Source organism: Rhizobium sp. 21-4511-3d, assembly GCF_053522545.1.
On the sequence record NZ_JBNWCF010000017.1, the window covers coordinates 58,588 to 71,052 of the forward strand.

Annotated in this window: 15 protein-coding genes; 5 read left to right on the top strand and 10 right to left on the bottom strand. The window is 59.1% G+C overall.

Annotated features, from left to right (window positions below; all coding sequences use genetic code 11):
- Positions 1-20 precede the first annotated feature (20 nt).
- The 6 genes from ACQZ5H_RS28125 to ACQZ5H_RS28150 form a co-directional block, all read right to left on the bottom strand.
- Positions 21-1,145, bottom strand: coding sequence for a branched-chain amino acid ABC transporter substrate-binding protein (locus tag ACQZ5H_RS28125; protein WP_112711427.1), 1,125 nt, complete (start codon positions 1,143-1,145; stop codon positions 21-23).
- Between the two features lie 219 nt (positions 1,146-1,364).
- The gene (locus tag ACQZ5H_RS28130) at positions 1,365-1,718 is read right to left on the bottom strand and encodes a DUF6867 family protein (protein WP_112711428.1); all 354 of its coding nucleotides are present in this window, start codon (positions 1,716-1,718) and stop codon (positions 1,365-1,367) included.
- A 24-nt stretch (positions 1,719-1,742) separates the two neighbouring features.
- Positions 1,743-2,471: an ABC transporter ATP-binding protein gene (locus ACQZ5H_RS28135; RefSeq protein ID WP_075856526.1), complete on the bottom strand. Its 729-nt coding sequence runs from the start codon at positions 2,469-2,471 to the stop codon at positions 1,743-1,745.
- Positions 2,471-3,334, bottom strand: a complete 864-nt coding sequence (locus ACQZ5H_RS28140) for an ABC transporter ATP-binding protein (RefSeq protein ID WP_449099639.1) — start codon at positions 3,332-3,334, stop codon at positions 2,471-2,473. Before ACQZ5H_RS28140 ends, ACQZ5H_RS28135 begins: the two co-directional genes overlap by 1 nt.
- Positions 3,334-4,725: a high-affinity branched-chain amino acid ABC transporter permease LivM gene (livM, locus tag ACQZ5H_RS28145; RefSeq protein ID WP_112711430.1), complete on the bottom strand. Its 1,392-nt coding sequence runs from the start codon at positions 4,723-4,725 to the stop codon at positions 3,334-3,336. The genes ACQZ5H_RS28140 and livM overlap by 1 nt, the downstream gene beginning before the upstream one ends.
- 5 nt (positions 4,726-4,730) lie before the next feature.
- Complete coding sequence (locus ACQZ5H_RS28150) at positions 4,731-5,633, bottom strand: branched-chain amino acid ABC transporter permease (RefSeq protein WP_075856523.1); 903 nt, start codon at positions 5,631-5,633, stop codon at positions 4,731-4,733.
- Between the two features lie 475 nt (positions 5,634-6,108).
- On the opposite strand from ACQZ5H_RS28150, the gene cysQ reads away from it, so the two are divergent.
- Together cysQ and ACQZ5H_RS28160 are read left to right on the top strand one after the other, a co-directional pair.
- Positions 6,109-6,897, top strand: coding sequence for a 3'(2'),5'-bisphosphate nucleotidase CysQ (gene cysQ, locus ACQZ5H_RS28155; RefSeq protein WP_449099640.1), 789 nt, complete (start codon positions 6,109-6,111; stop codon positions 6,895-6,897).
- 102 nt (positions 6,898-6,999) lie between these two features.
- A complete protein-coding gene (locus tag ACQZ5H_RS28160) occupies positions 7,000-8,037 on the top strand; it encodes a DUF2793 domain-containing protein (protein ID WP_449099641.1) in 1,038 nt (345 codons plus the stop codon).
- A 3-nt stretch (positions 8,038-8,040) separates the two neighbouring features.
- Here ACQZ5H_RS28160 and ACQZ5H_RS28165 read toward each other — a convergent pair whose 3' ends face one another.
- The gene (locus ACQZ5H_RS28165; RefSeq protein WP_130283983.1) at positions 8,041-8,787 is read right to left on the bottom strand and encodes a LuxR C-terminal-related transcriptional regulator; all 747 of its coding nucleotides are present in this window, start codon (positions 8,785-8,787) and stop codon (positions 8,041-8,043) included.
- Positions 8,788-9,183: 396 nt separating this feature from the next.
- Between ACQZ5H_RS28165 and sciP the strand changes: the two genes are divergently transcribed.
- Entirely contained in the window at positions 9,184-9,459 is a 276-nt protein-coding gene (gene sciP, locus ACQZ5H_RS28170; RefSeq protein WP_034476390.1) for a CtrA inhibitor SciP, read from the top strand.
- A 19-nt stretch (positions 9,460-9,478) separates the two neighbouring features.
- Here the strand turns inward: sciP and ACQZ5H_RS28175 are convergent, their stop codons facing one another.
- A complete protein-coding gene (locus tag ACQZ5H_RS28175; protein ID WP_449099642.1) occupies positions 9,479-9,946 on the bottom strand; it encodes a paraquat-inducible protein A in 468 nt (155 codons plus the stop codon).
- A gap of 114 nt (positions 9,947-10,060) precedes the next feature.
- Here ACQZ5H_RS28175 and ACQZ5H_RS28180 point away from each other — a divergent pair, with 114 nt between their 5' ends.
- Positions 10,061-10,339 (top strand): GNAT family N-acetyltransferase, encoded by a 279-nt coding sequence (locus ACQZ5H_RS28180; protein ID WP_112711435.1) that lies wholly within the window; start codon positions 10,061-10,063, stop codon positions 10,337-10,339.
- A gap of 110 nt (positions 10,340-10,449) precedes the next feature.
- Here the strand turns inward: ACQZ5H_RS28180 and ACQZ5H_RS28185 are convergent, their stop codons facing one another.
- Positions 10,450-10,800, bottom strand: coding sequence for a flagellar export protein FliJ (locus ACQZ5H_RS28185; protein WP_112390402.1), 351 nt, complete (start codon positions 10,798-10,800; stop codon positions 10,450-10,452).
- Between the two features lie 442 nt (positions 10,801-11,242).
- Here ACQZ5H_RS28185 and ctrA point away from each other — a divergent pair, with 442 nt between their 5' ends.
- Positions 11,243-11,944, top strand: coding sequence for a response regulator transcription factor CtrA (gene ctrA, locus ACQZ5H_RS28190; protein ID WP_112711438.1), 702 nt, complete (start codon positions 11,243-11,245; stop codon positions 11,942-11,944).
- Between the two features lie 155 nt (positions 11,945-12,099).
- On the opposite strand, the gene ACQZ5H_RS28195 is transcribed toward ctrA, so the two are convergent.
- Positions 12,100-12,462: a response regulator gene (locus ACQZ5H_RS28195; RefSeq protein ID WP_112711439.1), complete on the bottom strand. Its 363-nt coding sequence runs from the start codon at positions 12,460-12,462 to the stop codon at positions 12,100-12,102.
- Positions 12,463-12,465: the final 3 nt, after the last annotated feature.

The window sequence follows — 12,465 nt, forward strand, 5'->3', positions numbered from 1 at the left end:
CGGAACCGTGCAAGCGATGCTTACTTCGCGGCCTGCGGGAAGTAGCTGTACTTGCCGTCCGGGCCCTTCTTCCATTCGTACATGATGTAGCCCGGGAGCTTCGGGTCGCCCTTTTCATCGAAGGACATGTCGCCGAGAACGGTCGGGAACGGACCCTTTTCCTTCATGGCCTTGGCAACGGCTTCCGGATCGTTAGAACCAGCGGCCTTTGCAGCGCCTGCGATCGACTGCATCGCAGCGTAGGAGTAGAGGGTGTAAGCTTCCGGGTTGAAGCCGGCAGCCTTGAACTTCTCGACGAGGTCCTTGTTGGCCGGGTTCAGCGTCGGATCCGGGCCGAAGGTGTTCAGCGTGCCTTCGACAGCGTCGCCAGCGATCGAAGCCAGTTCGTTCGAAACGATACCGTCACCCGATACGAGCGTTGCCTTCAGGCCCTGGTCCTTTGCCTGGCGGATGATGAGACCAGCTTCGGTGTGCAGACCACCCCAATAGATGATCGAAACGCCGGCTTCCTTCATCTTGGCGATGAGGGCCGAGAAGTCCTTGTCGCCGACGTTGATGCCTTCGTAGACGGCTTCGGTGATACCAGCGGCATTCATGGCCTTCTTGGTTTCGTCAGCGAGACCCTGGCCGTAAGGCGTCTTGTCGTGAACGACAGCGATCTTGGCGTCCTTGAAGTGGTCGGCAAGATACTTGCCGGCAATCGCGCCCTGCTGGTCGTCACGGCCGCAAGTACGGAACGTGTTCCAGAGACCACGCTCGGTGAACTGCGGGTTGGTCGCAGCCGGGGTGATTTCGAGGATGCCGTTTTCTGCGTAGACTTCAGAAGCCGGGATGGAAACGCCCGAGTTGAAGTGACCGACGACAAACTTGACGCCGTCAGCAACGAACTTGTTGGCGACCGAGATGCCCTGCTTCGGGTCGGAGACGTCGTCGCCGAGCTCGACCTTGATCTGCTCGCCGTTGATGCCGCCAGCAGCGTTGATGTCAGCAGCTGCCTGTTCGGCACCCTTCTGAAGCTGTGCACCGAACGCAGCGTTCGGGCCGGTCAGCGGACCACCAACACCAACCAGCAGGTCAGCGCGAGCGGCGTTGCTGAAAGCAACCATAGCCGTCAGAGCCACTGCCGACAGAAGATACTTCTTCATGTTTTTACTCCCAATTTTTGGGCGGGTTCCGGTCCAAACCCAAGCGCACTACCCACCAATAACTGCGCTGGGGAAAGCTGTTCCTCTCTGGGGGCATGAACCGGCTGCTTTACGCTTTGCCGGCCTGGGCCATGCCCTTCGATTTTTTATCAGTGGCGGATTTCCGTTTGCTTCCGGGCACCGCCGCTGAGGCAATTCATGCCTAGTTTCAACGGGCTGTCAATGTTTGTTCTTCCACGAAAACGCGGAAGTTTTTTCGTACAGCCAGTAATAGTTGTTGACCATCTGATTGGTACGGCGGAAGCGGAAGCCGGCCGTCGAGAAGACGAGCAGCAGCACGAAATCGATGATGTAGTAGAAGCCGCTCAGCATCGGGCCGTTGAACAGCGCGTGATGCAGGAACTGCATCACCCAGGCGAGCAGGAAGGTATAGGCGATCACCAGCGGGTAATCGCTCCAGCCCTCGGCTGCGGCCTTGCCGGCGCGCCATGCGGTCCAGAAACCGATGAGCATGACCAGCGCGCGGATGACGGTTCTGACGCCCATGTCCGGTTCGAAGAAAAGTCCCTGCATATCAAAGTCTCCCTTCTGCCCGGATCAATGCCGTCCGCCTTCGAGATAGGCGGCACGGACTTCGGGATTGGCGAGAAGTTCCTTGCCGGAACCGCTCATCGTCACCTTGCCGTTCACCATCACGTAGGCGCGATGCGAAAGCTTGAGGGCAGCAAATGCGTTCTGCTCGACGAGGAAGACGGTCAGGCCTTCGGTTTCGTTGAGCTTCTTGATCGCCTCGAAGATGCCCTTGACGATCAGCGGCGCGAGGCCGAGCGACGGCTCATCGAGAAGCAGCAGCTTCGGACGCGCCATCAGCGCGCGGCCGATCGACAGCATCTGCTGTTCGCCGCCCGAAAGCGTGCCGCCGCGCTGCGTCTGGCGTTCCTTGAGGCGCGGGAACATCACGAAGATCTTTTCGAGGTCTTCGTGGAAGTATTTGAGGTTATCGAGACCGGCGCCCATCTGCAGATTTTCCAGCACGGTCATGCGCGGGAAAATACGGCGTCCTTCCGGAGACTGGGCGATACGCAGACGCGCGATTTCGTGCGTCGGCATCTTGGTGATGTCGCGGCCGTCGAAGGTGATTGAGCCGGTGCGCGCCTGCGGGCTGCCGCAGATCGTCATCATCAGCGTCGACTTGCCGGCGCCATTGGCGCCGATCAGGCTGACGATCTCACCCTTGTTGACTTCGACATCGATGCCGGCGAGCGCGCGGATATTGCCGTAATAGGTCTCGACGCCCTGAACCTTGAGAAGCTGTTCCCCGGCCATCAGTGTGCGCCCCCTTCTACGGTCGCGATGACCTCTTCAACTTCTTCGTCTTCGACACCGAGATAGGCCGCGATGACCTTCGGGTCGTTCTTCACGTGTTCGGGCGTACCGTCGGAGATCTTCTGGCCGTATTCGAGAACGACGACGTGGTCGGAAATCTCCATGACCACGGACATGTCGTGCTCGATGAGCAGGATCGACGTTCCGGTTTCCGCGCGGATGCCGCGCAGCAGCTCGTTGAGTGCCAGCGATTCGCGCGGGTTGAGGCCGGCGGCCGGCTCGTCGAGGCAGAGCAGCTCCGGACCGGTGCACATGGCACGGGCGATTTCCAGGCGGCGCTGGGCGCCGTAAGGCAAGTCGCCCGCCGGATCGTCGGCGCGATCGATCAGATCGGCCTTTTCCAGCCAGTAGCGGGCAAGCTCGATGGAGGCTGCCGCTTCCTTCTTGTAGCCGCCGATGCCGAGCAGGCCGAGGATCGTGTAACCCGAGGCCTTCATCAGCTTGTTGTGCTGGGCGACGAGCAGGTTTTCCAGGACCGTCAGACCCGAGAACAGGCGAATGTTCTGGAAGGTACGGGCGACCTTGGCTTCCTTGGTGATGCGGAAGTCAGGCAGGCGCTCGAGCAGATACTGCTTTCCGCCCTTCTGGTTCATGGTGATCATGCCCATCGTCGGCTTGTAGAAGCCGGTGATGCAGTTGAACACGGTGGTCTTGCCTGCGCCGTTCGGGCCGATCAGCGCAGTGATATCGCCGCGCTTGGCTTCGAAGGAGAGATCGTTGATGGCCATCAGGCCGCCGAACTTCATCGACAGGTGCTCAACCTTGAGCAAGGTATCGTTGGACATCGTTTCTACAGGGCTCATCAGCCGTGGCCCTCCTTGGTGAAGCTTCCGGATACCGCCTTGCGCTCCTTGAGGAAGGCGGTCGGTTCACGCGAGCCGACGAAACCGCGCGGCTTGAACAGCATGACCACGACCATGGCCAGGCCGAAGAGCAGCATGCGGTAGAGTTCCGGCGTGAAATCGGGGCCGAAGACGACCTTCAGGAAGTCCATTTCGCGCAGCACTTCCGTGCCGCCGACCATGACGACAGCCGCAATCGCGATACCGGTCAGCGAACCCATGCCGCCGAGAACGACGATGGCAAGGATGACGGCCGATTCCAGGAAGACGAAGGATTCAGGCGAGACGAAGCCCTGGCGCGCAGCGAAGAACGAGCCGGCGAAACCGCCGAACATGGCGCCCGTCGCAAAGGCGGTGAGCTTGGTCGTGACCGTGTTGATGCCGAGTGAACGGCAGGCGATTTCGTCTTCGCGCAGAGCTTCCCAGGCGCGGCCGATCGGCATGCGGCGAAGCCGGATGGTGACGTAGGCCGTGATCAGGCAGAGCGCCAGGATCAGATAGAACAGGAAGATCTTGTAATAGGCGGACGACATCGGCAGGCCGAGCAGCTTGGCAAAGCCGCCGGCGGACGCATCGAACGGAATGCCGAACAGCGTTGCCTTCGGAATACCGGAGATACCGAAGGTACCCTTGGTCACGTCGGTCCAGTTGATGAGGACGAGACGGATGATTTCACCGAAGGCGAGCGTCACGATGGCGAGGTAGTCGCCGCGCAGACGCAGGACCGGGAAGCCGAGGATGATGCCCCAGAGAGCGGCGAAGATGCCCGAAAGCGGCAGCAGCACCCAGAAGGACAGGCCGAAATAGCTGGAGAGCAGCGCGTAGGAATAGGCGCCGACAGCGTAGAAGGCGACATAGCCGAGGTCGAGAAGACCGGCGAGACCGACGACGATGTTCAGACCCCAGGCCAGCATCACGTAGATAAGGATCTGGATACCGAAGTTGTCGACCCACTTCAGCGAGCCCTGTGCGCCGACCAGCGCATAGATCACCATCGGGTAGAGCAGCAGCGCCACCAGAGCGATCTTCAGGAAATGCGTGTGGAAGAAACCCTTGTCCGTCGAGATATCGAGCTCGCCGTGCTTTGCCTTGGCAAGTTTGCGGCGGTTGATGTTCGGCTGCACGAAGACGACCATGATGAAGCGGCCGATGGCGGCGATTGCGACGAAGATCGCAAGCAGGCCCCAGCGCTGGACGATGATCAGTTCGTTGTTGATGTTCTGCTGCGTGCCGAGACCGACATAGAGAACGAACAGGCCGAGCGAGACGAGACCGGTGAAGAAAGCTTCACGGATACCCTTCTGGACAAGCCCGGCCTCGGGCTTGCCTGCGGAAGTTTCGATGTTTGCCATGACGTTTATACCTTCTCGACTTCCGGCCGTCCGAGAATACCGGTCGGCTTGAAGATCAGGACGAAAGCCAGGATCGCGAAGGTCGCGACGTCCTTGTAGGCGATGGTGAAATATGCGGACCAGAGCGACTCGATGAGGCCGATCAGCAGACCACCGAAGACTGCACCCGGCAGCGAGCCGATACCGCCGAGAACGGCAGCCGTGAACGCCTTGACGCCAGGGGTGAAGCCATCCGTGAAGGACGCAACGCCATAATACATCAGGTACATCGTACCGGCGACGGCAGCGAGCGCGGCGCCCATGATGAAGGTGATGGAGATCGTCTGGTCGACATTGACGCCGAGAAGCGCCGCCATCTTGCGGTCCTGCTCGGTGGCGCGCTGGGCGCGGCCGAGCGCCGTGCGGTTCACGAGGTACCAGAAGGCAGCCAGGAGAACGACGGTGATGACGATGATGATGATCTGCTTCAGCGAGACCGAGATACCGCCGATATTATAGACCGAACTTACCAGCGGCGGGATCGGCTTGTTGCGCGGGCCCTGCGTCACCTGGATGAAGTTGGAAAGCGTGATCGACATGCCGATCGCGGTGATCAGCGGCGCCAGGCGGAACGAACCGCGCAGCGGACGGTATGCAACTCGCTCGATCGTCCAATTCCACAAACTCGTCATCAGCATCGCAACAACAAGCATCGCCAGCAGAAGAACTGCTACCGGAAGACCTGCAAAGATGGATGTGAGAACGAGAAAGACGATAAGAGCAGCGAAACCACCGAGCATGAAGACATCGCCATGGGCGAAATTGATCATGCCGACAATGCCGTAAACCATCGTATAGCCAATAGCGACGAGACCATAGATGGATCCAAGAGTCAGCCCATTGAAGAGCTGCTGGATAAAGTACTCCATATGTCATTTCCCCTGGATGCGAACCAACATGGCTGCATCTCTTTTTGGTTAGGGCTCCGCTTTTAAATCGGAACCTCGTAGCCGCATGCATAGCGCTTTCAGGGAAAATGTGAAGACAAAAAGGCTTTACTGAGTCAGATTCTTGCTCAACTGCGCTTAAATGGCGCGATACAAATCAAAATCCACACGAAAAAGGCATTATATGACAAAAATTTAGCCAAACCGCGCCTGTGGATTAACCATTGCGGCAATTCGGTGGCAGCCATCATTTCGGATTTGCGAATGCTATTCCACAAGACTGGAATTCGAAGCAAATTCTGACCAGCTAAAACGCGAGCCGGTGAAAACTATTCCAGGCCACCGCCTTTGACTGCGACGACCAGGAAAAATGCAAAACACTGGCCTCATCCCTATATTTGCGGCTATAGTTGCCGCTTCGCCGGGTTCGCTTCCCGGCCCCAAACCGCAAGAGCCGATGCTATCGACATTCGAAAATGCAGCCCTGGAAGCAGGACGGAAGATCATCGAGATATTCCGCGCCGGATGCGCCGTCTCGACCAAGGCCGATGCCACGCCGGTGACGCTCGCCGATCATGAAGCCGAGATCATCATCCTGGCGCATCTGAGCCGCGATTTTCCCGACATCCCTGTCATCGCCGAGGAATCGGTTGCCGCGGGACATGTGCCTGACATCGCCGGCCGACCGTTCTTCCTTGTCGATCCGCTCGATGGCACGCGCGAGTTCGTCGACAAGCGCAAGGAATTCACGGTCAATATCGCCTATATCGAAAACGGCGTACCGCTGGCGGGCATCGTCTACGCCCCTGCCCTCGGCGTCGCCTTCGTCGGCGAATCGGGCAGCGCCGAGAAACTGCATGTCGGCGACGACTTCACCGTTGACCGCCGCGAGAAGATCGCCGTGCGCGACGAGCCGGAGCATCGCCTGGCGCTCGCCAGCCGCTGCCACAACAGCCCGGCCACCGACAGCTTCCTGAAGAAGCACGCCATTTCCGAATGCACCAATATCGGTTCGTCGCTGAAATTCTGCCTGCTCGCCGAGGGCAAGGCCGATGTCTATCCGCGCTTTACCCGCACGATGGAATGGGACACGGCCGCGGGTGACGCCGTGCTCAGGGCCGCGGGCGGCACGACGCTGACGCTGGACGGCGAGCCTCTCGGCTACGGCAAGCCCGGCGATCCGGATTTCGTCAATCCGGATTTCATCTCCTGGGGCAGCCGCAAGCGGGCGCTGCAGCGCGCATAAGCAAGGCCGAAATGGCTTGGAGATCAGCGGGAAGCGAGCCTTGCCCTCCCCGCGCATCTGAGCGGACATAAGATCAGTGGCACCGCTATGGAGGCCGCATACATGTCCGACATGACAGTCAATCTCGCCCTTCCCTATATCCTGCCGTCGCAGGCCCAGAAGCACGTCACCCATAACGAAGCGCTGCAGCTGATCGATGCCGTCACCCAGTTAACGATATCAGCCGAAGCGTCCGCCGCGCCGGAAGACCCGGCCGAAGGCGCCTGCTATCTCATTGGGTCGGGAGCAACAGGCGCCTGGTCTGGTAAGGACGGCCGTCTCGCCTTCCGGCAGGACGGCGCCTGGATCTACATTCTGCCGCGCGATGGCTGGCGGGCCTATTTCGCCGCCGTATCGAGGCTCCGCGTCTTCGCCGCCGGCGTCTGGAGCGATCTGGTACCGCCACCGCCGGCCAGCCTGCCGCTTCTCGGCCTGAACGCCAGCGCCGACGCACAGAACCGGCTGGCCGTCGCCTCCCCCGCCAGCCTCTTCAATCACGAGGGCCACGGCCATCAGGTGAAGGTCAACAAGGCATCGGCCGCCGAAACGGCATCGCTGCTCTTCCAGTCCAACTGGTCGGGCCGCGCCGAGATGGGACTTGCCGGAAATGATGAATTCGCAATCAAGGTCAGCGGTGACGGGTCTGCCTGGGAGACGGCGCTGGCGATCGCCGCAGGTGGCATCGTCAAGACCCCTGCCCGCCCGGTCGCCCGCGCCGCACTGGCGGCGGCGACCACGACGCCCGGCAACAACACCCGCACCGGCTTCAACGCGCTGCATGTGCAGCAGGGCGGCTTTTCGCTTGGCGCAGCCGTCCCCTCCGGCAGCGGCAACCGCCTGACGGTTCCGGCCTCGGGTCTCTACCTGCTGATTCTGTCGGTGAGCACCGTGACGAGCTCGGCTTATGGCGCGCGGCTGGAAGCCAATGGCAGCACCGCGCTTGCGGCGATCGCCGGTGCGGCGACCACCGTCGCATCAAGACAGACGGCCTTCGGCCTCGCACAGCTTGCCGCCGGCGACTGGCTGTCGATCCTGCATACGGGAACGGCGCAATATAAGTTCGGCGCCGGAGAAACGGAGATCAGTGCGATCCTGCTCTAAGGATCAGAGCAGGCGGTAGCGGAGCGCACGGGCGACGGCCTGCATGCGATTGACTGAATCGAGCTTGCGCATCGCGCTCTTCAGATAGCCGACGACGGTATGCGACGAGAGATCGAGAATGATGGCAATCTCGTCGCTGCTTTTTCCAGCCGCCGACCAGCGCAGACATTCGATTTCGCGACGCGTCAGCGTTTCCGCCGGTCCTTCTTCGCCGCGATTGGCAATGCTGAACCGGTCAAGCGCCTGCATGGCCGCGAAGAAAAGTGCCATCTGCTCTTCATATTCCAGCGCAGCGCGTGTTCCCGAGAATGCAAAGATGTACTGTTTTAGATCAGCGTCATGCAGCGAAAAGCCGAAAGTTGCCTGCAGGCCATGCATCTGGAAGACCGCGTTCAACCGGCGGTTTTCAATATTTGCAGCCGCGCCGCCAAAAGTTCCCGCATTGCAATAGACCGGGATGATCGTGTGCTTCAGCGCGTTAACCAGCTCGCTGCAGTAAAACATGTCGGCCTCTTCATAGAGGTTGACGAGCGTCTGCGGCCAGTTACTGGCAATACGGTTTTCGACAAAGGAGGTGGCGTCGCCGCGTGGGAAGGATGCAATAAGGAAGAAATCGAAGCCCGCTTCCTTGGTCATGCGCTCAAGGCTGCGCTTGAACTCGATCTTGAGATCGCCTTGGCGGGCGGTGGTAGAAAGCGAAAAAGCGTTATCGTCTGCGCAGTTACGCACTGCGCGCTCACGTCTCGTCATCTCTTATGTCCTCAACCGCGCGCGCCTGCCCAGCTCTCGCACCGGCAGGCCATCCACGGCGCCGGAAACAGCAAAAGAAAGCCGCGAAGCCCCGCGTCGGTGTGACGGGAGCTGCAAACACTATTCTTTGACTGATACTGCGAGAAGAACGGAGACGATGTCTTGCGCTCATTCTTAATGTTGCAGCGCTTATAAATCTTCCCGCGAAATATAGATATTATTTATTACGCATGGGAGCCATGCAGCCGGCTCAAATTGACGTAACGGAAGTTCGTCCCGGGGTGGGTAGCTCCGGCACTTAAAGTTGTTATCAAAGTCTTACGATCAGTTTAGGCAATTTTTAAATGTGACGGGCTAGAGTGCCATCTGTGGTCTTGAGTTGTGTAGAGAGTCCCAATGACCGAAATGATACGACCCCGAGTAAAATATGTCATCGGCCCCGATGGCAGCCCGCTTACGATTGCGGACCTTCCCCCGCCGAATACCCGGCGCTGGGTGATCCGTCGCAAGGCTGAGGTTGTCGCGGCAGTTCGCGGTGGCCTGTTGAGCTTGGAAGAAGCGTGCGAGCGTTACACGCTCACCGTTGAAGAATTCCTGTCCTGGCAGTCGTCGATCAGCAGCCACGGCCTTGCCGGCCTGCGCACGACACGTATCCAGCAGTACCGCCACTAATCGCCGCAAGGCAACGACATTACTTCGGGCCGGACGCATTCTCGCTGAGAGAATGAAGAAGGCCCGAAATTATTGTCGACGCGGCGTAGCACCAGAGGCCGGGCTGGGTGAAAGCATCCGCAAGCCCCGTCGTCTTTGCCGCCGCAATCACGACCGCCACCAATAAAACGTCCATCATTGACCACTTGGACAGGTGAGGTACGGCGTGACGATAAAACCAGCTGCCGGTTCCGCCGCCGGCCGCTGTCGCCTCAACGGCGAGACTGACAATCTTGCAGACCGGCAGAATGATCGACACGAGAACGACGATCGCCGCAAGCAATGCATCGCCGCCGCTCCACAGCGAAGCGATGATCCCGATCAGCGACGGCGTCTCGTCGAAAAAGTAAAGCGTCTCGAAGCGGATCAGCGGCAGCACCAGCCCAAGCGCCAGAAAGAACGGCGCCGCAACCAGAAGCACCGGCTTTATCCACGACAATCTCGCCATCAATCCCTCTCCCCCGTCAATCCGATGAACACTGCGTCGCCACCTGCCCCGGCTTGTGAGCCCCTGCCCGCCATGCCACGTTCGGGCAACGCAACTCTTTCGGAGGACAATAGAATGGATATCCGCAACGAAGAAAATGCCTCGGGCGGCCGTTATGTCGCTGAAGTCGAGGGACACGAGGCCGAAATGAGCTATTCCCGCACCTCGCCGAAGCTCGTCATCATCGACCACACCGGCGTTCCCGATGCCCTGCGCGGCAAGGGCGTCGGCCAGGCACTCGCCCTGCACGCCGTCGAGGAAGCCCGCAAGGGCGGCTGGAAGATCTTCGCGCTCTGCCCTTTCTTCAAGGCACAGTCCCAGCGTCATGAGGAATGGCGCGATGTCGTGAACTGAGAGGCTAGAAAACACCAAAAGCCACGTATGACGGACTGAGGCCCATCATACGTGGCTTTTTCTTCGGCGATTCCCCAGGATGCCGGTGACGGCATCCATCGCCAGCTTGATTACGCCCGTGCGCGAATTGCGCCGTCACGCTCCTCGAGGGCGGCTGCGCGGGCATATTCTGCCTGCATCTCCTCGAGCGCCTGTTCCAGAGCTTCTTCCTGCATCTTCAGTTCCTTGATCGAAACCTGAAGATTGTCGGCACGCTGACGAGCGGCCTTGGCGAAGGTCGGGTAGGCGAAGTGATTCGGATCGGAAATGCCGGACTTCTTCTCTTCGACGACGATCTGGCTCTCCAGATCCTTCGTCATCCGTTCGAATTCCGACATCATCATCTGCAATTGCTGCAGCTGACGTCGTTTTTCGTTCACCTGAAATTCCTTCAGGCGAACTAGGCTCTCACGCGACTTCATACGCATTACTCCAGTGATGCGAGACCCCGGCTCTACTAAATTGCCCCTTGCGCACCGCTTTGAGACGGTCTGCCCAAAAAATTTCCGTCGGTATTAACAAAAACCTACCGCTGGTAACCTTTCGTTTACGGGCATCGTTAATGATAGGCCCGATGATTTAAGGCTCGGTAAACATCACTACGCGATTTCCGAAACCTTTTCATTGCTGAGTCGAATGAATCGCTTAGCGGCCGCTCTTAATGTAAAAGTTAAGGATTTGGCCTTGCGGATTCTCGTTGGAAAACAGCGGAATGGACAAAATATTTAATAAATTCGTTACCCCTTGCCAGAGTGGAATAGAATTTGTTAACCATTTCGTGGCAGCTTCCAAATCACGCAGTGACATATTTCGGTATCGCGTAGGGGGCCAGACCACCTTTCGGCGGCGGTAAAGGGGATAATAATGCGGGTACTACTGATTGAAGACGACAGCGCGACAGCGCAGAGCATCGAACTGATGCTCAAGTCCGAGAGTTTTAACGTTTACACCACCGATCTCGGTGAAGAAGGCGTCGACCTCGGCAAACTGTATGATTACGACATCATCCTTCTCGATTTGAACCTTCCCGACATGTCCGGATATGAAGTGCTTCGCACTCTCCGCCTGTCCAAGGTCAAGACACCGATCCTCATCCTCTCGGGTATGGCCGGCATCGAAGACAAGGTCCGCGGTCTCGGCTTCGGCGCCGACGACTACATGACCAAGCCGTTCCACAAGGACGAGCTCGTCGCCCGCATCCACGCCATCGTCCGCCGTTCGAAGGGCCACGCTCAGTCGGTCATCATGACGGGCGAGCTCATCGTCAACCTCGACGCCAAGACCGTCGAAGTCGGTGGCCAGCGCGTTCACCTGACGGGCAAGGAATACCAGATGCTGGAGCTGCTTTCGCTCCGCAAGGGCACCACGCTCACCAAGGAAATGTTCCTGAACCACCTCTATGGCGGCATGGACGAACCGGAACTGAAGATCATCGACGTCTTCATCTGCAAGCTGCGCAAGAAGCTTGCGAATGCTGCCGGCGGCGCCAACTACATCGAAACCGTCTGGGGCCGCGGCTATGTGCTGCGCGAGCCCGATGGCAGCGAATACGCCGAAAGCGCCTGATACCGAACCCCCTTTACCAATTCAGAAATCCCGCCCTTCCGGCGGGATTTTTTTGTTTTTGCGGGTCGAAGGTAGCGGGAATCTGCCACTGCATGGACAAACGCAAAATGCTCGGGACAGGCCCGAGCATCGTAAGAACTTGAAATGGAAGAGAATTAGGCGGCGATCGCCCGGTTGCCGAAGACGGCGGTCAGAATCTTACGGTCGAAGGGCTTCAGCAGAAAGTCGGTCGCCCCTGCCCGCTTGCCGGCCATCAGCTTCTTCAGATCGGCTTCGATGACGCAGTAATAGATCTTCACTTCCTTGCCGCCATCCATGCCGCGGATGGTGGTGATCAGCTCGAGGGCGCCCTCGATGCCGGAATCGACGATGAGGTAATCGGGCAGTTCCGTCTGGCAGGCCGACAGCGCTTCGGAAGCGTTTGACGCCTCGCTGACCAGGAAATCGAGTTCGGACAGGATACGCTTTCCGACCTTGCGAACGACGTCCGAACTGTCGGTGATCATGAAACGCTGCATGAC